General features: G+C 63.4%; 18 protein-coding genes. 13 read left to right on the forward strand and 5 right to left on the reverse strand.

Annotated features, from left to right (window positions below; all coding sequences use genetic code 11):
* Positions 1–24: 24 nt before the first annotated feature.
* The 11 genes from MOP87_RS09670 to MOP87_RS09720 all read left to right on the forward strand — a co-directional run bounded on the left by MOP87_RS09670 (position 25) and on the right by MOP87_RS09720 (position 10,688).
* Positions 25–237 carry a twin-arginine translocation signal domain-containing protein gene (locus tag MOP87_RS09670; protein ID WP_242810457.1) on the forward strand — a complete coding sequence of 71 codons (213 nt, stop codon included), beginning with the start codon at positions 25–27 and terminating at the stop codon, positions 235–237.
* Positions 234–1,700, forward strand: a complete 1,467-nt coding sequence (locus tag MOP87_RS09675) for a GMC family oxidoreductase (protein WP_242810458.1) — start codon at positions 234–236, stop codon at positions 1,698–1,700. The genes MOP87_RS09670 and MOP87_RS09675 overlap by 4 nt, the downstream gene beginning before the upstream one ends.
* Before the next feature lie 104 nt (positions 1,701–1,804).
* Positions 1,805–2,422, forward strand: a complete 618-nt coding sequence (locus tag MOP87_RS09680; protein ID WP_027916342.1) for an acyltransferase — start codon at positions 1,805–1,807, stop codon at positions 2,420–2,422.
* Positions 2,415–3,368, forward strand: coding sequence for a glycosyltransferase family 2 protein (locus MOP87_RS09685; RefSeq protein WP_033695182.1), 954 nt, complete (start codon positions 2,415–2,417; stop codon positions 3,366–3,368). Before MOP87_RS09680 ends, MOP87_RS09685 begins: the two co-directional genes overlap by 8 nt.
* Before the next feature lie 8 nt (positions 3,369–3,376).
* Entirely contained in the window at positions 3,377–3,901 is a 525-nt protein-coding gene (locus tag MOP87_RS09690; RefSeq protein WP_027916340.1) for a serine acetyltransferase, read from the forward strand.
* A complete protein-coding gene (locus tag MOP87_RS09695; protein WP_242810459.1) occupies positions 3,898–4,884 on the forward strand; it encodes a glycosyltransferase in 987 nt (328 codons plus the stop codon). Before MOP87_RS09690 ends, MOP87_RS09695 begins: the two co-directional genes overlap by 4 nt.
* Positions 4,885–4,893: 9 nt before the next feature.
* Complete coding sequence (locus MOP87_RS09700) at positions 4,894–5,898, forward strand: DUF535 family protein (protein WP_027916338.1); 1,005 nt, start codon at positions 4,894–4,896, stop codon at positions 5,896–5,898.
* A 49-nt stretch (positions 5,899–5,947) separates the two neighbouring features.
* Complete coding sequence (locus MOP87_RS09705) at positions 5,948–7,150, forward strand: glycosyltransferase (protein WP_027916337.1); 1,203 nt, start codon at positions 5,948–5,950, stop codon at positions 7,148–7,150.
* Complete coding sequence (locus tag MOP87_RS09710; protein ID WP_242810460.1) at positions 7,147–8,334, forward strand: glycosyltransferase family 2 protein; 1,188 nt, start codon at positions 7,147–7,149, stop codon at positions 8,332–8,334. The genes MOP87_RS09705 and MOP87_RS09710 overlap by 4 nt, the downstream gene beginning before the upstream one ends.
* Positions 8,334–9,092 carry a WecB/TagA/CpsF family glycosyltransferase gene (locus tag MOP87_RS09715; protein ID WP_027916335.1) on the forward strand — a complete coding sequence of 253 codons (759 nt, stop codon included), beginning with the start codon at positions 8,334–8,336 and terminating at the stop codon, positions 9,090–9,092. The genes MOP87_RS09710 and MOP87_RS09715 overlap by 1 nt, the downstream gene beginning before the upstream one ends.
* 174 nt (positions 9,093–9,266) lie before the next feature.
* The gene (locus MOP87_RS09720) at positions 9,267–10,688 is read left to right on the forward strand and encodes an undecaprenyl-phosphate glucose phosphotransferase (protein WP_027916334.1); all 1,422 of its coding nucleotides are present in this window, start codon (positions 9,267–9,269) and stop codon (positions 10,686–10,688) included.
* A 38-nt stretch (positions 10,689–10,726) separates the two neighbouring features.
* Here the strand turns inward: MOP87_RS09720 and MOP87_RS09725 are convergent, their stop codons facing one another.
* Entirely contained in the window at positions 10,727–11,680 is a 954-nt protein-coding gene (locus tag MOP87_RS09725) for a LysR substrate-binding domain-containing protein (RefSeq protein ID WP_027916333.1), read from the reverse strand.
* Between the two features lie 146 nt (positions 11,681–11,826).
* Here MOP87_RS09725 and MOP87_RS09730 point away from each other — a divergent pair, with 146 nt between their 5' ends.
* On the forward strand, positions 11,827–13,203 hold the full coding sequence (locus MOP87_RS09730) for an L-serine ammonia-lyase (protein WP_049695986.1): 1,377 nt from the start codon (positions 11,827–11,829) through the stop codon (positions 13,201–13,203).
* Between the two features lie 12 nt (positions 13,204–13,215).
* On the opposite strand, the gene MOP87_RS09735 is transcribed toward MOP87_RS09730, so the two are convergent.
* The 4 genes from MOP87_RS09735 to MOP87_RS09750 form a co-directional block, all read right to left on the reverse strand.
* Positions 13,216–15,135 carry an acyltransferase family protein gene (locus MOP87_RS09735; protein WP_242810461.1) on the reverse strand — a complete coding sequence of 640 codons (1,920 nt, stop codon included), beginning with the start codon at positions 15,133–15,135 and terminating at the stop codon, positions 13,216–13,218.
* A gap of 120 nt (positions 15,136–15,255) precedes the next feature.
* Positions 15,256–16,551, reverse strand: a complete 1,296-nt coding sequence (locus MOP87_RS09740; protein WP_028687794.1) for an FAD-binding oxidoreductase — start codon at positions 16,549–16,551, stop codon at positions 15,256–15,258.
* 13 nt (positions 16,552–16,564) lie between these two features.
* Positions 16,565–17,653 carry a polyamine ABC transporter substrate-binding protein gene (locus MOP87_RS09745; protein ID WP_242810462.1) on the reverse strand — a complete coding sequence of 363 codons (1,089 nt, stop codon included), beginning with the start codon at positions 17,651–17,653 and terminating at the stop codon, positions 16,565–16,567.
* Positions 17,654–17,720: 67 nt separating this feature from the next.
* Entirely contained in the window at positions 17,721–19,079 is a 1,359-nt protein-coding gene (locus MOP87_RS09750; protein WP_027916328.1) for a glutamine synthetase family protein, read from the reverse strand.
* Positions 19,080–19,240: 161 nt separating this feature from the next.
* On the opposite strand from MOP87_RS09750, the gene MOP87_RS09755 reads away from it, so the two are divergent.
* On the forward strand, positions 19,241–20,140 hold the full coding sequence (locus tag MOP87_RS09755; protein ID WP_242810463.1) for a helix-turn-helix domain-containing protein: 900 nt from the start codon (positions 19,241–19,243) through the stop codon (positions 20,138–20,140).
* The last annotated feature ends 11 nt before the right edge of the window (positions 20,141–20,151 follow it).

Below are 20,151 nucleotides of genomic sequence, written 5' to 3' on the forward strand. Positions count from 1 at the left end.
TTTCGTGAGGATGGCCAGGTAATCATGGGCAAGCAGAGCGTGTGTGCGTCACAGGTAGGGCGTAGGGGCTTTCTGAAGGGGTGCGCGGTGGTGGGGGCGGCAGGCGCTGTGCTGGGCCCAGTGACAGCGGTCGCCGGCCAAACGCTGCCCCGACCCACCGCCGAGGCCAATGAGGCGTTCGTGGTCATCAATGGCTGGGTATTGCCGTCCCAGTATTTCAAGAGCCCGTCGGCATGATCACCGATTTTCAGGAACACAAGACGCTGCGCGACAGTTACGACGTGTGCATCATCGGCGCCGGCCCGGCCGGCATCACGCTGGGGCTGCGCCTGGCGGCCGCAGGCTGGAGCGTGCTGCTGGCCGAGGGGGGCGGCCATGACTACGCACCTCGCTCTCAGGAGCTGTATGCCTGCACTTCCAGCGGGCTGCAGCTGTATGCCGAGCAGACTCGGCTGCGTTATTTGGGCGGCACTTCAAACCATTGGGCAGGTCGGTGCCGACCCTTCAGCCCGTCCGACTTTTCCATCGCACCGCCAGGTGAACTGCCGGGCTGGCCCATTGAGTACGCCGAAATCGCGCGCTACCTGCCCGCCGCCATGGACATCGTCGACTTGCCCGTCGGTGCCGACTTTCATGCCATCAACACGGGGCTGGACGGCGACGAGTTCGAACCAGACCGCTTCCTGCTCAGCACCCCAACCCGATTTGCCCAGAAGTACGCCACCGCCCTGGAACAAACCCCAGGGCTGGACGTATTCATCAACTGCAACTGCGTGGACCTCGAATTCGACCCTGCCTCTGGCCGGCTGGCAGCAGTGCTGTTGTCGGACTACGCTGGCAACCGCCAGCGTCAGGTCGCACGGCATTTCATCCTCGCCGCAGGCGCCATCGAGAACGCCCGGCAACTGCTCAACAGCAGCTCCCTGGCAGCGGCCGGTGTGATCAGCCAGGACGGCCTGGTGGGCCGTTGTTTCATGGAGCACCTGAACATCGATATGGGCACGTTCATCCTCAAGTCAGGGCTGGATCCCGACCCGCGCGAGTACTACACCACCGATGCCTTCATCGAGCACTTCAAGATCGGCAAGGGCAATGTGCGCGCGGCCCTGCTGGCCGACGTGCAAACCTACGGCCGTACCGCCGAGGTCAAGTACTTCCTGGAAACCCTGGCCTGTGACATGGGCGTGGCCAGCAAGGTGGCCTTCGTCGCCAGCTTCAGTTGCCCGGGCGATGGCATCATCAGCACCATGATCGAACAATTCCCAAGCCTGCACAGCCGGATCTCGTTGCTCGACGAGAAGGATGCGCTGGGCGTGGCCAAGGTCAACGTCAACTGGGTACTCGACGAGCAGGACCGGCATACGATCAAGTGCATCGGCACCGAACTTGCGACCCAGTGGGCCAAGGAGAACCTTGGGTTCGTCAAACTCAACGACTTCGTCTACGACACCTCGATACCGCTCAGGCTGTCGCCGCACGCCCACCACATGGGCACCACGCGCATGGCCGCCGACGCCCGTCATGGGGTGGTGGACCGCGACTGCAAAGTGTTCGGCACCGACAACCTGTATGCAGCCGGCAGCAGCATCTTCGCCACCGGCGGTGCCTCCAACCCGACCATGCCACTGTTGCAATTCGCCGTGCGCCTGGCTGAACACCTCGATGCCCGCATGAGCGCCCAGAGGAGCGCCGCGGCGTGATTCACCGGCTTTAGGACAAGGGGTGCGGCGGTCAGCACACACAAGAATGAGACCGGCGCCGCCCAGGGATAACTCAGGTTGCATCGATTGCGAGGCCAGGCAGCATGATGGGATGGATACGCAGAGCCGTAATGCAGTATGCCCACCGCACGGGACGGGCACGCGGTTTGTACAAGAAAATGTGCAACCCAGCGGGGCTGGAATGGGGCACCTACCTGGCCCGTTGGGGCGGTTTTCACTCGGTGGGCACCAACGTCTACATCAACCAGGGTTGCAACGTGACCGACCCATCGCTGGTGCGCATTGGCAACAGCGTGGGCCTGTCCGATTGCACCCTCATCGGCCATGACGGCGTCGTGCTGCTGATCGAGCACCGCTTCGGCAAGCACCTGGACTCGGTCGGCTTCATCGACATCAAGGACAACTGCTTCATCGGTCACGGCGCAATCGTCATGCCGCGCGTGACCATCGGGCCGGACTCCGTCGTGGCCGCCGGGGCCGTGGTGACCAAGGACGTGCCGCCCGGCACCGTCTATGGCGGTAACCCGGCGGCCTTCATCTGCACCACCGATGCGCTGATCAAACGGGTGGAAGCCCGCTGCGAAGCCTATCCCTGGATCGACATCGTCAAGCAGCGCAAGGGCGCTTTTGACCCCCAGGTGGAGCCCATGCTGATGGCCCAGCGGCGCCAGTACTTCTTCGGGGACAGCGACAATGGCTAAGCCGGTGGACGTGATGGTGGTCAATTTCAATACGGCCGGTTTGCTGCAGCCCATGTTCGATGCCTTGCGCAGCGCCGACAGCGAGCACCTGGCGCGCTACCTGGTGGTGGACAACGCTTCGGCCGACGACTCACTTGCCCGCTTGACCCAGGTCTGCCCTCAGGCGCTGGTGCTGAGCAATCGGCAGAACGTAGGGTTTGGCCGTGCCAACAATCAGTTGCTGACCCACCTGCAAGGTCAATACGCCCTGCTGCTCAACACCGACGCTTTCGTGGCCCAGGACGCGTTGCACAAGACCCTGGACTACATGCAGGCGCACCCGGAGTGTGGCGTGCTGGGTGTTCGGCTCGAAGGTCGCGATGGCAGCCTGCAACCGAGCTGCCGGTATTTTCCGACACCGCTCAACGTGTTTCTTGCCCGCACTGGCCTGGAACGCTTCGTCCCCGGCGTACAGCGCGTCGATGACATGAGCTGGGACCATGGGTCGGTGCGCGAATGCGATTGGCTGCCTGGGTGTTTCTACCTGGTGCGCCGTGAGGTCCTCGACCAGGTCGGGCTGTTCGACCCCCGTTTCTTTCTGTATTACGAAGAAGTCGACCACTGCAAGCGCGTCAAGGCAGCGGGCTGGAAGGTGGTGTTCTACCCGCACACCACGGTGGTGCACATCGGCGGCGAGAGCTCCAAGTCGGTGGCCCAGCTCGAAGCCGCGAGCCGGCAGATATCCGCTTACCAGATAGAAAGCGAGCTTCTGTACTTTCGCAAGCACCACGGTCGGGCCGGCCTTGCCCTGCATATGCTGCTGGTGAGCCTGGGTGACCTGATACTGGCGCTCAAGGCCTTGATCAAGCGGCGCGGGCGGGCGGCCTTGCGGGCCTGCTGGCTGCACAGCCGCACCACGTGGGCATTGCTGTTCAAAACCCGCTATGCCACCCAGCCGACAAGGTAGTGCGCACCATGTTCGAGAATATTCGTGCCGATTTGCGGGCCCATGGGGGCGATTGGGGAGCCCAGGGGTTCTGGGTGATGCTGGTCTACCGATTTGGCCGCTGGCGCTATGGCGTGAGGCCCGCGCCGCTGCGCAAGCTCTGTTCGCTGGTCTACAAGGTGTTGTTCAAGCTGGTACAGATCCTGACCGGGGTCGAACTGCCCTGCGAGGCGGTAGTGGGCCGGCATTTCGTCATCGATCATTTCGGCGGCATCATCGTCAGCGGCTATGCCCGGTTCGGTGACGACTGCCGCATTCGCAACGGTGTGGTGGTGGGGCTCAAGCAGGTCGATCGGCCTGTGGCGCCCGTGTTCGGCAACAATGTCGACATTGGCACCGGCGCCAAGATCCTGGGCGATATACGCATTGGTAACAATGTGGTGATCGGCGCCAATGCGGTCGTGCTGGTGGATGTGCCGGACAACTGCATTGCGGTCGGCGTGCCGGCCGTGATCAAGCCCAGGCACAGCCCCGCGACGCAGGTGATGCCGTGAGCACACAACTGGAGGCGGTCGGCGTCGTGGTGATCGGTCGCAACGAGGGCCAGCGCCTGGAGCGCTGCCTGCGTGCGCTGGTGGCCCGTGTCGATACGGTGGTGTACGTGGATTCCGGTTCGACCGATGGTTCGGTTCAGCTCGCGCATCAGTTGGGTGTGCACGTCCTGGCCTTGGACTTGAGCATTCCATTCACCGCCGCCCGCGCGCGCAACGAAGGTTTCGCCCGGCTGCACCAGCTGCAGCCTGGCCTGAACATGGTGCAGTTCGTTGATGGCGACTGCGAGATCGACCCCCAGTGGTTGCCCACTGCCCACGCCTTCCTGCAACGGCACGCGCAGGTGGCGGTGGTCTGTGGGCGGCGGCGCGAGCGGTTTGCCCAGCAAAGCGTGTACAACCAGTTGTGCGACCTAGAGTGGGACACCCCGGTTGGACAAGCCAAGGCCTGTGGCGGTGACGCGTTGATGCGCGCCCAGGCGTTCGTCAGCGTAGGGGGCTTCCGGGCGGGGCTGATTGCCGGCGAAGAGCCGGAGCTGTGCGTGCGTTTGCGAGCCGCGGGCTGGAAAGTCTGGCGCCTGGACGCCGAAATGACCCTGCACGATGCGGCCATGACGCGCTTCAGCCAATGGTGGCGACGCAGCATGCGCGCCGGCTACGCCTATGCCGAAGGCGCTTGGTTGCACGGTGCTGCACCCGAGCGGCACTGGGTGCGTGAGTCCCGCCGTGCCTGGGTCTGGGGGCTGGGGATTCCGCTGCTGACACTGTTGGCTTGTCTGGTGTTCGGGGCTGAGGGGCTGGCGCTCTTGCTGCTGTACCCACTGCAAATCCTGCGGCTGGCCAGGCGTGGCGCGCTGGCGCCCCGGCAACGCAGGTTGCAGGCCTTGTTTCTGGTGCTGGGCAAGTTCCCAGAGGCAGTGGGCCAACTCAAATTCTGGCGCCAGCGGCTGTTGCCCGGCAAATCAGCGCTGATCGAGTACAAGTGAGATGACCCCATGATGCTTGTCCGCCTCGTGACCCGCGTATCGACGTTGCAACCCGGTTTCACCCCGCGCGCCGTGAAGAGCAAGTGCGCGCTTGCCCTGCTGATGATGAGCCATCGCCACGCGCTTGTGCGCTTCATGGGACGCATGACGACTGCACTGGGCCCACAATGGCGCCAGCGCATGGGCGACGACGCGCTGGGCATGGTGCAATGGCCCTACATCAGTAGTGCCTGGAGCGTGGCCCAACGGTTAGATGCCGTGGCCTCGCATTTCGAAGTGGTGACTGCACAAGCGCCGGGGCTTCTGGTCACAGGCCGCGATGAACGCCGTGTGTTGTGCGACCTGGGGGATCATTCACCCGCTTGCAGCCTGGTACTGGACCGGCCGATCTGGTTCAAACGCGAAGGCGAGTTGGTCCTGAACCTGTTTCAGGGCGACCTGCGGGTCGCGTCACTCGCCTTCACCCTGTGCAGGGACGCAAACACGTTGACGCTGTTCATTGGCGCGGTGCAAGGCATCCACAAAGGCATCGACAGCGAAACATCCCTGTCCATCTATCGCGACCTGACCAAGCATTTCGAAGGCCTGCGCCCGCGCAGCCTGGTGCTCGAAGCGCTCAAATGCCTGGCGCGCTCGCTTTCGGTCGATCGCATACTGGCCGTCAGCGACCGTTGCAGGCACCACCGTCATCCTTATTTTGGCGCCGACACCGCCCGGGAACTGGCGGCCGACTACGATGCTATCTGGCAGGAGCACGGCGGCCAACCGACGCCCTGCAACGGTTTCTTCGAGCTGCCCCTGGTGGCTGCACAGCGCGCCGATTCGGATATTCCCGCCAAGAAACGGGCCATGTACCGCCGCCGGCAGGCGTTGCTCGACGATGTTTTCACGCGCATGCACGAGGCTTTGGCAGGCGCTGCCGGGAACCATGAACTACAAGAACTACAAGGGGATGCATGCGCTGGGCATGCATCGGCAGTGGACGCTCCGCCCCTGACAGAAGGCCGTTCATAAGGCTTGTCGGGCGCGGGGGGTCATCAAGCGGGTTTGGATCTGGATTTGTATGCGTATTGCTTACTTCGTCAATCAGTACCCGAAAGTGAGTCACAGTTTCATACGGCGCGAAATCCTGGCGCTTGAACGCCTGGGCATTACGGTACAGCGCATTGCCCTGCGCGGATGGGACGCCGAGGTGCAGGATCCCGAGGATGCCTGCGAGAAAGCCAAAACGGTTTATGTGCTGCAGCAAGGGCTGTCGGGTTTGCTCAAACCCCTCTGGCACGTGCTGCGGGCACAGCCACGGCGGTTCCTGCACACCCTGAACCTGGCCTTGCGCATGGGATACAGGGCGGACCGCGCCTGGCCGTATCATTTGGTGTACCTGGCCGAAGCCTGTCAGGTACTGCTCTGGCTGCAGCAAAGCGGGGCCTCCCACGTCCATGCCCACTTTGGCACCAACTCCGCTGAGGTCGTCATGCTCGTCCATGCACTGGGTGGGCCGCCTTTCAGCTTCACTGTTCACGGACCGGAGGAGTTCGACAAACCGCAGTTCCTGCACCTGGGCGAAAAGGTCGACCGAGCCGCTTTCGTGGCAGCGGTCAGTGCCTACGGACGCAGTCAACTGTATCGCTGGGTGGCGCATGCCCACTGGCCAAAGGTCAAGGTAGTGCATTGCGGTCTGGAGCGTGCGTTTCATGAAGTGCCTAGCGTGGCGATACCCCAGGCGCCGAGACTGGTTTGCGTGGGTCGCCTGTGCGAGCAGAAAGGCCAGTTGCTGTTGCTCGAAGCAGCCTCCCGGTTGGCGGCGCGTGCCATCGCCTTCGAACTGGTGCTGGCCGGTGATGGCGAGCTGCGTGGGGAGATAGAACGGTTGATCGCCCATCATGGCTTGCAGCACCAGGTGCGCATCACTGGCTGGATTGGCAGTGCGCAAGTGCGCGAGCACATCCTGGCGGCGCGTGCCCTGGTGCTGCCCAGTTTCGCCGAAGGGCTACCCGTGGTCTTGATGGAAGCCATGGCGCTGCGCCGTCCAGTGCTGAGCACCTACGTGGCAGGTATCCCCGAGCTGGTGCGCCCCGGCGAGAACGGCTGGCTGGTGCCGGCGGGCGACGTCGAACAATTGACCGAAGCCATCGCCGAGTGCCTCCAGCAGCCCGTCGAGGCGCTGCAGCGCATGGGCGCAGCCGGCCATGCTCGGGTATTGGAACGGCATGATGTCGACACTGAGGCGGCCCGGTTGGCCGAGTATTTCAAGGCAACGGCATGATCACTGTATTGACGTTCTTGCTGGGGGCACTGGCGTTCCTGGTATCGGTTCCGGTGCTGGTACTGCTGGGGCAGGTGTTGCTGGCGTACCTGCCCGCTCGTGCACAACCTGCCGCTGCCCGGGCGCGCCCGCAGGTGGCCGTGCTGGTGCCGGCCCATGACGAGGCGAGCATCATCGGCGCAACGCTCGCGAGCCTCGTGCCGCAACTGCAAGCCGGTGACCGCCTGCTGGTTGTGGCCGACAACTGCAGCGACGACACGGCGCGGCGGGCCGAGGAGGGCGGCGCCGAGGTGGTCGTGCGTCAGGATGCCTTGCGCCGGGGCAAAGGCTATGCGCTGGACTTCGGCATGCGTCACCTGGCCGCCGACCCACGCCAGGTGGTGATCATCGTCGATGCCGATTGCCGTGCAGAGGAAGGTGCGCTCGAGCAGTTGGCCCGTCGCTGCGCACAGAGCGGCCGACCCGTGCAGGCGCTGTACCTCATGAAGGCGCCGGCTGGTGCCGGTCTCAAGGTGCAGGTGGCCGAGTTCGCCTGGCGGGTCAAGAACCTGGTTCGGCCCCGGGGCTGGGCACGGGTGGGCCTGCCGTGCCAGTTGATGGGCTCAGGCATGGCGTTCCCTTGGCAGGATTTGGCCGCCATGGACTTGGCCAATGGGCATCTGGTCGAAGATGTGAAGTTGGGCCTGGACCTCTGCCAGCGTGGCACGCCGCCAGTGTTCTGCCCGCAGGCGCTGGTCACCAGTCAGTTCCCGACCAGCGAGCAGGGCCTGAACAGCCAACGCACGCGTTGGGAGCACGGGCACCTGGGGCTGATGCTGGCCGATGCGCCCCGTCGCGCCTGGGCTGCCGTGCGCCAGCGCAACCTGGCCTTGGCCGGTTTGACGCTGGACGTGCTGGTGCCTCCGCTGGCCTTGCTGGTCCTGATGCTGTTGGGGCTCAACGCCCTTACCTGGTTGGCCTACGCCGTGGCAGGCATTGCGATACCTGCCTGGATGGCGCTAAGTGCGTTGCTGTTACTGGCGCTTGCGGTGCTGCTGGCCTGGGCGCGGTTCTGCCGCGACGTGATTCCGTTCTCGGTGCTGCTTTACGCGCCGTTCTACGCCTTGCGCAAGGTCCCGGTGTACGTGGGTTTTCTGATCAAACGCCAGGTGGAGTGGGTGCGCTCCCGCCGGGAGGAGGATTGATGGCCGGTGAGCAGTGGCGAGCACGATGGCACGCGGTCATCGACCAGTTGCAGGTGATCCAGGACGACGAGGCTGCCGAGCGCCTGCTGCAAGGCTTGGCTGCCCCTGTAGCCCCGACCGTGCTGGGCTTCGTCAATGCCCATGCCATGAACCTGATCGTTAGCGATGACGCCTATGGTGAGGCGCTGCTGGGGGCCGATGTGCTGCTGCGCGATGGCTCGGGCATGGCGATGCTGTACCGGCAGCTTGGGTTGGCGCCAGGGTTGAACATGAATGGGACCGATTTCATTCCTCGGTTGGTGCACGCCTATGGTGGGCGCCGCGTGGCCTTCTGGGGCACCCGCCAGCCCTTCCTGGAGCAGGCTGTTCAGTGCTGCGTTGCCACCTATGGCGTCACGCCGGTTTCGGTGCATGACGGCTTCGCCGACGTGCCGACCTATCTGCGCCTGGCGACCAAGCACCGGCCGGATCTCATCGTGCTGGGCATGGGCATGCCCAAGCAGGAGGCGGTGGCGGCTGCGCTCAAACGCACCGGCCTGGCGTGCACGATCGTTTGCGGCGGCGCCGTGCTGGATTTCATGGGCGGCAAGGTCCATCGCGCACCGGCCTGGATCAGGCGCCTGGGTGCGGAATGGTTGTACCGCCTGTTGTGCGAGCCACGGCGGCTGTTCATGCGCTACGTGGTTGGCAATCCGCTATTTCTGTCACGCGCGCGGCGGTTCGCCCAGGCAGAGCGAGCGCCGCACCCTGGCGGCTGACGACATGGCGCGGTCGCCCAAAGGCACCGCGCACCCAAGGACGGGCTGCTACAGTGATATCACGGCTACACACACCCGAGCGCGCCTGCTGCTTTACCGGCTTCGCCAACGCTGTTCTTCAGTATCAAGGGGCGATCACAGGCCCTGGCCATGCACCCATCGATGAGGTCTGAAATGGTGTTCGAACCCCGAAGCAGCCGGTCTTTGCTTCAGCGCAGAAGCAGTGTCAGCAACGCCGTGCAAGCCGGTCTGGATGGCGTAGCGGTGACCGGCATCGCCTGGTACCTGATCTACGACCAGTTCGGCTACATCACATCCGACTACGTCATCATGCTGTTGCTGCTGATCGGGGCGCTGGCGGTCATTTACGATCACTACGCCATCTATCGCACCAATGTCGGGCTGTCGATCAAGGCGTTCCGGCTGTTCAAGGCGTGGTCAGCGACGTTCTGCTTCTTGGTGGTCATGGCCTTTCTGACCAAGCAGAGCGAAACCTACTCACGGTTGCTGGTGGTGGAATTGTTCGTCATCGGCTACATCGCCCAGCTGTTCCTGCATTTTGCCGTGCGTGAACTGCAAAAACGCTTTACCGCCCACGCTCGCCTGGAGAACGCCCTGATCATCGGCGACGGGGACCTGGCCAATTTTCTCTATCAGAAAATCAGCAGCAACCCCTGGTTCGGGGAACGGGTGGTGGGCTGCGTGTTGACCGCAGAGGCCGCGCCGCATGGCGACGACGTTGAGCAAGGCAAGCAGCGCCTGCCGGTGCTCGGGCATATCGGTGATCTGGACGGCATCGTCGCCCAGCATGGCATTCGCACGGTCTACCTGGTAACGCCCCTTGGAGGCTCGCAAGTCATCAGCGACGTCTATTTCAAATTGCTCGACAAGTGCATCGCGGTCAACTGGGTGCCCGACATTTTCTCCCTGCGCCTGATCAATCACAGCGTGCGCGAAATCGCCGGCATTCCCGTTCTGACCTTGTCCGAAACCCCTTTGACTGGCATGAGCCTGTTCCTGAAGAACCTCGAGGATCGCATCCTGGCGGCACTGATTCTGCTGTGTGCATCGCCCGTGTTACTGGCCGTGGCCCTGGCAATCAAGCTCGACAGCCCAGGCCCGGTGTTCTTCCGGCAGGAACGCACGGGCTGGACCGGGGAGTCGTTTCGGATCTGGAAGTTTCGCAGCATGCATGTTCACCAGCCCGAAGCCGGGCAGATCAAGCAGGCGCAGAAGAACGACCCGCGCTTGACCCGGGTCGGCGCGTTCATCAGGCGCACCAGCCTCGATGAGCTGCCACAGTTGTTCAACGTGCTGACGGGCGAGATGTCACTGGTTGGCCCCAGGCCCCATGCGTTGCAGCATGACACGTTGTACTCCCAGGACATCGTCGACTATTTTGCGCGCCACAACATCAAGCCGGGCATGACCGGCCTTGCCCAGGTGCGAGGCTTCAGGGGTGAAACCAAGGACATCGAGCAGATGATCCAGCGCGTCGATTCGGACATCGAGTACATCAACAACTGGTCCCTGTGGCTGGATTTCGTGATCCTGGTGCGCACCCTCAACGCTTTTACCGGCAAGCAGGCGTATTAGCGACCCTAACCGCTTCCAAGCATCCCCGGTGCTCTGCGCTAGAGGTCTTGCGGTGCGCCAGACAGAGGATGCAATTCACGAAATGCTTGCGCTTCTGCCACCAGCCAGTCGTGTACCGCACGCGCGCCGGGCTGGTTCAACCCGCCGGGTGGGTAGTGCACCACGTAGCGCTTGTGGTTGGGGATGGCGACCCCGAATGGCACGATCAGCGCGCCGCGCTCCAGTTCGTCGTTGAGCAGAGTACGCCGGGCAATGGCCACGCCAAGGCCCGCAATGGCCGCCTCGATGGTCAAGTGGTTGCGGTTGAAGGTGTGGCCACGCCGAACGGGTTGCGCCGACGCGCCGATGCCCTCCAGGTAGAACTCCCATTCGGCATATTCCGAGCTGCCTCGCCACGCCGTGATGTCGTGCAGCAACGGGTAGTGCACCAGGTCCGCTGGCCCGTGCAGCGGGGGGCGCCCACGCAGCAGGGCCGGGGAGCAGACCGGGAAGATCTGCTCGGCCAGCAGCGGCGTCGACAGCATGCCCGGGTAGCTGCCGTCATTCAGGTCGATCGCAAGGTCGAAATCCCCAGGCGTCAGTGCCTGTGCGCTGTCCTCGGCCACCAGCCGCAGCTCGATGTCGGGATAGCGCTGCTGGAAACGTGACAGCCGCGGCGTCAGCCATTTGGCCAGAAACGATGGGATCGAGCGCACCCGTACGGTGCCGCGAATTTCACCTGCATCCAGGCGCAGCAGTTCGGCCTCGATGCTGCCATAGGCATCGGCCACCGTCTGTGCCAGGCGCTGGCCTTCGGCACTCAGTTCCACGCCACGGGCGCGGCGCAGGAACAGCCGATAACCCAGCCGTTCCTCCAGCTGGCGCATCTGCTGGCTCACGGCCCCCGGGGTGATATGCAGCTCTTCGGCGCAGCGGGTGAACGACAGGTGGCGGGCAGCACAGGCGAACACGTGCAGCCAGACGAAGGATTGCCCTGTCAGTTGACGTCTCATGGTTTAGTCCTGCTAAAGGCTGGCTTAGGAAGTTTCGTTGGTCATTTGTAGCACAGGCGCGCATTATCTCGCGAAACGGGCCTGTGCGCCCTAGGTTTCCAAGCGTTGGGTGTTTTGGCAGCAGCAACCGCCCGTCAGGTATTAGCATGGCTATCAGTGTTTTCGACCTTTTCAAGATAGGTATCGGCCCCTCCAGTTCGCACACGGTTGGACCGATGCGCGCCGCCGCCACATTTGCCCAAGCGCTGCGCGAGCAGGGCCTGCTCCGAAGCACCCAGCGTGTCGAAGTACGCCTGTACGGCTCGCTCTCGGCCACTGGCGTGGGCCATGCGACCGACCGGGCCTGCCTTCTGGGCCTGATGGGACAGTGGCCGGACCGCATCGATCCTGCCAGCATCGACTCGCGCATCGGCCAGGTACTGCAGGAGCACTGCCTGATGGTCGACGGCAGCCATCCCGTGGCGTTCGACTACGCCCGCGACCTGCTGTTGCTCGATGAAAACCTGCCTTATCACCCCAACGCCATGCGCCTGGAGGCGTTCGACGCGCAGACCAGCCTGCTGCACCAGACCTACTATTCGGTGGGCGGCGGCTTCATTGTCGAGGAGGCCGAGCTGACCGCGCCCGTGGGGCTGGCGCCAACCGTCACGCTGCCCTACGAGTTCGACAGCGCAGCCGAGCTGCTGGCGCTGTGCGGCCAGCATGGCCTGAGCGTGGCCCAGTTGATGATGGCCAACGAATGCGCCTGGCGACCCGAAGCGCAGGTGCGGGACGGGCTGCTGCGCATCTGGGCTGCCATGCGCGAGTGCGTCGACAATGGGCTGCGCAACGAGGGCGTATTGCCAGGCGGCTTGCAGGTCAAGCGCCGGGCGGCCAAGTTGCACCGCAGCTTGCAAGAGCTGGGCAAGCCCAATGTCATCGGTTCTACCTTGAGCGCCATGGAGTGGGTCAACCTGTTCGCCCTGGCTGTCAATGAAGAGAATGCCGCCGGTGGTCGCATGGTCACCGCACCCACCAATGGCGCAGCCGGCATCATCCCGGCCGTGCTGCACTACTTCATGAAATTCAACCCCGGCGCCTGCGATGACGACGTGGTGGATTTCCTCCTGGCGGCTGCGGCGGTGGGCATCCTGTGCAAGAAGAACGCGTCGATTTCCGGCGCCGAGGTGGGCTGCCAGGGCGAGGTGGGCTCGGCGTGCTCGATGGCAGCCGCAGGCCTGGCGCAGCTGCTGGGCGCGACACCGGCGCAACTGGAAAACGCCGCTGAAATCGCCCTGGAGCACAACCTGGGCCTGACCTGTGACCCGGTCGGCGGCCTGGTACAGGTACCTTGCATCGAGCGCAATGCCATCGCCGCGGTCAAGGCGATCAATGCCGTGCAGATGGCGCTGCGCGGTGATGGAGAGCACTTCATTTCCCTGGACCGCGTCATCCGCACCATGCGCGACACCGGGGCGGACATGCACGCCAACTACAAGGAAACCTCTCGCGGCGGCTTGGCCGTTGCGTTCGTCGAGTGTTGAGCACCCTGCGCTTCAGCGCACGGCAGTCGAACCCGTGTTGCTGTGCAGGGCCTGCTTGAATAGGCCCTTGAGTTGTTCGTTGCCCGCGTCGATCAAGTGGTTGTCATCGAAATACAGCGGCCTCCCGTCCTTGGAACCCATGCACCTGCCGTCCGGACACAGGTAGGGCACCGGGTCGACGATACCTGCGTGGCAGCGTTCGGCCGCCGTCTCGATGGCTTCCAGGGCCAGGCGGTTGCGGGCCTGGTACTCGCTTACAGGCGTAACGATGTCGCTGTTCATGCCCAGTAGCCGATGCTGCAGGGTCAGGCCCTTGTACACACTGAACGGCATTTCCGGCACTGGCTTGACGATATACACCGGGCGATTGCGTGCCAGCATGCAGACCGTTTGGGTGTAGGTCTGGATGAACTGCCGTTCGAATGCCGGGCCGCTTTGGTGCTTGTCGCCGTTGAAATAGACGCTGTAGCCACTGTGCCGACGCTGGTCGGTATACAGCGCTGCCCGGCTGAACAGGAACAGGGGGACGCCGGGGTAGTCCGTAGCCAGTTTGGCGAACTTGTCGGCGTTGAAAGCTTTGCAGTGCTGCTCGACGTCCTTGTCGCCCATTTCGAAGTCGATCAGGGTAGGGCAGCCGGCCCGGGCCCAGCCCATGGCCGCGCCGCGGTTTTCCAGCATCAAGGCCGCAGCGGTTGACTGGGCATGACTGTCGCCCAGCAAAAGGGCCGAGATGTCGCCGGTGCCCAACACGCACTGCGAGGCCCCGTACGCGTTGGTGTCGCAGTGCTGTGCGTACAGCTTGCTTTCGTATTCTGGCTTGCCGTCATCCTGGGTCCAGCGCAGTTGCGGGTTGTGCTTGATCGCCGAGGCCACGGCCCCGGCCGTTGCCACCCACACCAGGCCCATGCCCGCGTAGCGGACAAGGCCCAGTACCGGGCGCTTCAGGGCGCGTGTCCTGCTTTCGATCAACCCATAGGATGCCGCGCCCAGCGCAACCGACAACAGCACCGCACAGGTCACCGCGCGCCAGTCGTGTAGTAGCCCGCAGGTATAGAGCAACACCACCAAAGGCCAGTGCCACAGGTAGATCGAATACGACGTCTTGCCCAGAAATGCCAGCGCCCGGTTGCGTGCGAACAGGCTGTTGGCATTGGCGTGGATCACCAGCACGGTGCCGATCACCGGCACCAGCGCCAGGTAACCCGGCCAAGTAGCATCGTGGGGCAGCAGTGCCAGGGCGCCTGCAATCAGCGCAAGGCCCAGGCCTTCGCACAGTGCCGCAGCCCTGGGCGAAAGCGCGAGCGGATACAAAAACACCAGCCCCCCAGCGAGCATTTCCCAGGCCCGGGTGGGCAGCAGGAAGAACGATGCGACCGGATGGCCTGGGGTGTAGAGCGCCGAGAACACCAGGGAACCGACACCAAGCGCCAACACAAGGCGCTTGAAGGTTGGCAGTGCAAACACCTTGTGCAGGCCCATCATGATCACTGGGTAAATCAGGTAGAACTGCCACTCCACCGACAGCGACCAGGTGTGCAGCAGCCAGTTTTCCTGAAGCGGTGCGTCGAAATAACTGCCGTCACGGGCGAAATAATGGTTGGACGTGAACAGCAGGCTTTGCTTGCTGGTGCGCAGCAATTCCCGGTAGTCGTCCGTTGCCAGGAAAAAATACCCGAACACTGCCAGGGCGATGCACAACCCCAGCAGGGCCGGAATGATTCGTCTGGCCCTGGCCGCGTAGAAGCCGATCAGCGAGAACTGCTGTTTGTGCAGGCCGCTCACGATGATCCGCGTCATCAGGTAGCCCGAAATCACGAAGAACACATCCACGCCGAGAAACCCGGCCGAGAACCCCGGGATCTTGAAGTGGTACAGCACGACCGATACGACAGCCAACGCACGCAAGGCGTTGATGTTCTTGTGGAACAGCATGGGAGGGGTCCTGATCTGGCCTGGGCCTGGTGGCCCGCTTCCTTTTGGCAGGGTCGGCGTGACCGTGCATTTCAAGGGGCGCAGACTACCACATGGCCCTTGGCCTATACCTGAACGTCTTCACCCCAAGGCCTCGCGCAGCCGGTACCACAACATGCCAAGGGCCAGCAGAGGTGAGCGCAACGCTCTGCCGCCGGGGAACGTGAGGTGCGGCACGGCGCTGAACACATCCAGCCCCTTGCTTTGCCCCAGCGCGATGCTTTGGGCGAGCAGCCTGGCCGTCCAGTGTGTGACGTTCAGCCCATGGCCCGAATAACCTTGGGCATAGTAGACGTTGGGGTGATCACGTAGGCGTCCGACCTGCGGGAAGCGGTTGGCAGTGATGCCGATCATGCCGCCCCATTGGTAGTCGATGCGCACTTCGCCCAACTGCGGGAACACCCGCTGTACCTTGGGCCGCATGTACGCGGCGATGTCGCGAGGATCGCGCCCGGAGTAGTGGCAGGCACCGCCGAACAGCAAGCGCCTGTCGGCGGTCAGCCGATAGTAGTCCAGGCCCACTTTTTGATCACACAAGGCCATGTTCTGGGGGATGAGCGACTTCGCGACCGCTTCCTCCAGTGGTTCGGTTGCGACTACGTAGCTGCCCGCCGGCAGCACCTTGCCGCTGAGTCTGGGTTCCAGGCCCTCAAGGTGGGCATTGCAACCGAGTACCAGGCTGGCAGCGCGCACTTTGCCGTGTGCGGTGTGCACCGTTACCGTGGAGCCGTGGTCGATGCGAAGCACGGGGCTCTGTTCAAAGATCTGCACCCCCAGGGACTGCGCCGCTCGAGCTTCGCCCTGCACCAGATCCAGGGGATGTAGGTGCCCTGAGCCCATGTCCACCATGCCGCCTGCGTAGCGGTCGCTGCCGACCACCTCGCGCAGCCGCTCTGCCGGCACCCGGTAGGTGTGCGGCTGGTATCCCAGCGCCGCCAGCTCCTGCTGTTCGGCGCCAAAGGCAGCGAACTGGGCGGGGGTATTGGCCAGCTCGCAGAAGCCCCAGCGCAGGTCGCATTCTATGCCATGGCGGGCGATCCGCTCAGCCACCAGGGTGACCGAGTCGATGCCTGCCTGCTTCAGATACCGCACGCCGTCCTCGCCCACGTACCGGGCGAAGCCGTTGACGTCGTGGCCGATACCACGGATCAGCTGGCCGCCGTTGCGCCCGCTGGCGCCCCAGCCCACGCGCCGGCCTTCGAGCAGCACCACCGACAGGCCGCGCTCGGCGAGTTCCAGCGCAGTGTTGACCCCTGTCAGGCCACCGCCGACGACGCACACATCGGCATCGATGTCGCCCTCCAGGTGCGGGTAGCGGTTGGTATCACGGGCAGTGGCCGCATAGTAGGACGCGGCATGTTCGGCAGGTAAAGTCATGGGGCGTGCTCACTCAGCGATTGGACTTGATCTTGGTCCAGGAGCGCGTCATCAGGCGCATGATCTTCGGACTCTGTGTCGTGGAAATGTACAGCTTGTCCAGCACCTCCTGAGGTGGGTAGACCTCGGGGTTGTTCACCAGCGCCGGGTCCATGAATGCCTTGGCGTCGGGGTTGGCATTGGCATAACCGACCGTTGCGCTGACCTTGGCGATGACCTGTGGGTCGAGCAGGTAGTTGATGAAGGCCAGGGCCTGCTCGGGGTTGTTGGCATCCTTGGGGATGGCCAGCAGGTCGAACCACAGGTTGCTGCCCTCCTTGGGGATGCTGTAGGCGATCTTCACGCCATTTTTGGCGTCCGCCGCGCGGTTGGCCGCCTGGAACACATCGCCCGAATAGCCAAACGCGATGCAGATGTTGCCGTTGGCCAGGTCCGATACGTATTTGGAGGAGTGGAAGTACGTGATATAGGGCCGCAGGGCCAGCAGGCGCGCCTCGGCTTTGGGATAGTCCGCTGCGTTTTCGCTGCGCGGGTCCATGCCCAGGTAGTTGAGCATGGCTGGGAACACTTCGTCGGGAGAATCCATGAAGGCCACGCCGCACTGCTTGAGTTTCTTGAGGTTTTCGGGCTCGAACAGCACCGCCCAGGAGTCCACTCGATCGATACCCAATGCTGCCTTGACCTTGTCCACGTTGTAGCCGATGCCGTTGGTCCCCCACAGGTAGGGCACTGCATAGCGGTTACCGGGATCGTTCTGCTCCAGCAATTTGAGCAATTTGGGGTCCAGGTGCTGCCAGTTGGTCAGCTTGCTGCGATCAAGCGGCAGGAAAGCGCCCGCCTGGGCCTGACGGGCCAGGAAGTGGTTGGACGGGACCACCACGTCATAGCCGGTGCGACCGGCCAGCAGCTTGCCTTCGAGGGTCTCGTTGGAGTCGAACACGTCGTACACCACCTTGATACCGGTGCTGGCCTGGAAGTCCGCCAGCGTCGTGTCACCGATATAGTCGGTCCAGTTGTACACGCTCACCGTCGGCGCCGCCTGGCTGGTGGCCGCGAACAACAGGGTGAATGCAGAAGGGATCAGGGCTTTCAGGTAATGCATGACGACACCTCGTTGGCATTGTTGTGGGTGTGCGGTATGGAAGGGCCGCGCTGCGGCCCCTGCAGGGTCAGACGCTCAGCATCAGGAACTCACGCTCCCATGAGCTGATGACGCGCTTGTAGTTCTCATGCTCGGCGCGCTTGACCGCCACGTAGCCTTGCACGAAGGACTTGCCCAGGTACCGTTGCACGGTCTGGCAATCTTCCATGTGTTGCAGCGCATCCTCGATGGTGATCGGCAGGCGCAGGTTGCGCCGTTCGTAGGCCCGGCCCTGGACCGGGGCGCTGGGGTCGATCTGCTCGACCATGCCCAGGTAGCCGCACAGCAGGCTGGCGGCGATGGCCAGGTAAGGGTTGGCGTCTGCGCCCGGCAAGCGGTTTTCCACGCGCATCGACTCGGGTGTGGAGGTGGGTACGCGCAGGCCTGCGGTGCGGTTTTCCTCGCCCCACTCGACGTTGACCGGGGCGGAGGTGTCCGGCAGGAACCGGCGGAACGAGTTGACGTTGGGGGCGAACATCGGCAGCAACTTGGGTATGTACCGTTGCAGGCCGCCGATGTGGTGCAGGAACAACTGGCTCATGCTCCCGTCATCGTTGGCGAACACCGGCTTGCCCGTGGCCACGTCGAGCACGCTTTGGTGCAGGTGCATGGCGCTACCCGGTTCATCGGTGATGGGCTTGGCCATGAACGTGGCCGCCACGTTGTGCTTGAGGGCCGCTTCGCGCATGGTGCGCTTGAATACGGTGATCTGGTCGGCCAGGTCAAGCGCGTCACCGTGACGGAAATTGATTTCCATCTGCGCCGGGCCGTCTTCGTGGATCAGGGTGTCTAGGTCCAGCCCCTGCAGCTCGCACCAGTCATAGACATCCTCGAACAACGGGTCGAACTCGTTGGCAGCGTCGATGGAGAACGATTGGCGCCCACTCTCGGCACGCCCGGAGCGTCCCAGCGGCACCTGCAATGGCAGATCGGGGTCTTCGCAGCGCTGGGTCAAGTAGAACTCCATCTCCGGGGCCACGATGGGTTGCCAGCCTTTATCGGCATACAGTTGCAGCACTTTCTTGAGAACGTTTCTAGGTGACAGCTCGATCGGGTTGCCCTGTTTGTCGAAGGTGTCATGGATCACGATGGCGGTCGGCTCGATAGCCCAGGGGATTTGATACACCGCGCTGGGGTCAGGCCGGCAGATCATGTCGATGTCGGCCGCATCGAGCAGGCTGTAGTAGATATCGTCGTCGACGTAGTCGCCGGTGACGGTCTGTAACAGCACGCTCTCGGGCAGGCGCATGCCGCGTTCGTGCAGGAACTTGGCAGTAGGGGCGATCTTGCCGCGGGCGATGCCGGTCAAGTCGCTGATGACGCATTCGACCTCGGTGATGCGGTGCTCTTTCAGCCAGGCGGACAACTGATCGAAGGGGGCGTTCATACGGACCTCTTGAGGTTATCGGTGAGTGCGCGGCATTACAGGTGAACAGCCATTGGCTTCCCAGTCGACGCGCTGGCGACTATCTTGGTCGCAGTCCCGGCTACGATCTATCCACTTTCTACGCTGTCGAATGCACCATTAGAGTGCACAAAGGATGTCGCGTGAATACCGCAGATGCCTTGCAAGTCCAGGCTTACCACACTCACGATGTGACCGAGCAGGTCCGCGTCACACCTGGGTGGCAGCAGCACTATAGGCAGATGTCGCCGGGTCATTTCAGCGGCGAGCTCCGCTGCCTGGGCCTGGACGGGCTGCAGGTGTACGAAGAACGTCTCAACACGCGCGTGGAACAATTCTTTCGGCCTCCGCAGGGCTCGTTGACCTTCTGCTTCGACCGAAGCGAGAACAACCTGTACCTGCTCAATGAGCATACCCGCAACATCTGGATCACCCCCGAGCACTATCAGGAAGTGGCCGTGGTGTTCGAGCAGGCCTTCCTGCTCAGCCATGGGCTGGACCTGGAACGCCTTCAGGGCTTGTTCATGGTGCCGCTGGGCAGCGGGCAAACGGCGTTGTTCGGCAGTTGGCTGAGCGCCACCCTGACCCACTTGGGACAATCCCAGGGCCGTGTGCAGGGGCAAGCCCTGGCCGAGCAGCTGCTGCACGATTGCCTGTTCATTCTGGACACTGCCTGCCAGCGCTTGCAAGGCGTGGCACTGGGGCAACAGGTTGAGGCGCGGGCCATCATGCGCCGTGTCAGTGAATGGGCCGCCGATTGTCCCGAACAGACGCTTAACCTGGTCGAACTGGCGAGCGTTGCGGGCGTTTCGCTACGCCAGTTGCAGCAGGCGTTCAAGGCCTTCACAGGGATGCCCCCTGCGCAGTGGTTGCGGTTAAGACGCCTGAACGGCGCCCGGCGCGATTTGTTGAATGGGGCCGGCGCCACGGTGGCCGAGGTGGCGATGCAATGGTCGTTCTGGCATTTAGGAAGGTTTTCAAACAGTTACAGGCATTTGTTCAAGGAACTTCCCAGTGACACGTTACGGCGTGCCAAGGGTTGAGCAGCCCTCAA

The sequence above is a fragment of the Pseudomonas sp. I3-I5 genome (genome assembly GCF_022699445.1).
Lineage (GTDB): Bacteria > Pseudomonadota > Gammaproteobacteria > Pseudomonadales > Pseudomonadaceae > Aquipseudomonas > Aquipseudomonas fulva.

Bases quoted from the DNA above. Each gene is read 5' to 3' on its own strand.
- MOP87_RS09670 (WP_242810457.1), top strand. From the start codon at position 25: ATGGGCAAGCAGAGCGTGTGTGCGTCACAGGTAGGGCGTAGGGGCTTT.
- MOP87_RS09675 (WP_242810458.1), top strand. From the start codon at position 234: ATGATCACCGATTTTCAGGAACACAAGACGCTGCGCGACAGTTACGAC.
- MOP87_RS09680 (WP_027916342.1), top strand. From the start codon at position 1,805: ATGATGGGATGGATACGCAGAGCCGTAATGCAGTATGCCCACCGCACG.
- MOP87_RS09685 (WP_033695182.1), top strand. From the start codon at position 2,415: ATGGCTAAGCCGGTGGACGTGATGGTGGTCAATTTCAATACGGCCGGT.
- MOP87_RS09690 (WP_027916340.1), top strand. From the start codon at position 3,377: ATGTTCGAGAATATTCGTGCCGATTTGCGGGCCCATGGGGGCGATTGG.
- MOP87_RS09700 (WP_027916338.1), top strand. From the start codon at position 4,894: ATGATGCTTGTCCGCCTCGTGACCCGCGTATCGACGTTGCAACCCGGT.
- MOP87_RS09705 (WP_027916337.1), top strand. From the start codon at position 5,948: ATGCGTATTGCTTACTTCGTCAATCAGTACCCGAAAGTGAGTCACAGT.
- MOP87_RS09710 (WP_242810460.1), top strand. From the start codon at position 7,147: ATGATCACTGTATTGACGTTCTTGCTGGGGGCACTGGCGTTCCTGGTA.
- MOP87_RS09715 (WP_027916335.1), top strand. From the start codon at position 8,334: ATGGCCGGTGAGCAGTGGCGAGCACGATGGCACGCGGTCATCGACCAG.
- MOP87_RS09720 (WP_027916334.1), top strand. From the start codon at position 9,267: ATGGTGTTCGAACCCCGAAGCAGCCGGTCTTTGCTTCAGCGCAGAAGC.
- MOP87_RS09725 (WP_027916333.1), bottom strand. From the start codon at position 11,680: ATGAGACGTCAACTGACAGGGCAATCCTTCGTCTGGCTGCACGTGTTC.
- MOP87_RS09730 (WP_049695986.1), top strand. From the start codon at position 11,827: ATGGCTATCAGTGTTTTCGACCTTTTCAAGATAGGTATCGGCCCCTCC.
- MOP87_RS09735 (WP_242810461.1), bottom strand. From the start codon at position 15,135: ATGCTGTTCCACAAGAACATCAACGCCTTGCGTGCGTTGGCTGTCGTA.
- MOP87_RS09740 (WP_028687794.1), bottom strand. From the start codon at position 16,551: ATGACTTTACCTGCCGAACATGCCGCGTCCTACTATGCGGCCACTGCC.
- MOP87_RS09745 (WP_242810462.1), bottom strand. From the start codon at position 17,653: ATGCATTACCTGAAAGCCCTGATCCCTTCTGCATTCACCCTGTTGTTC.
- MOP87_RS09750 (WP_027916328.1), bottom strand. From the start codon at position 19,079: ATGAACGCCCCCTTCGATCAGTTGTCCGCCTGGCTGAAAGAGCACCGC.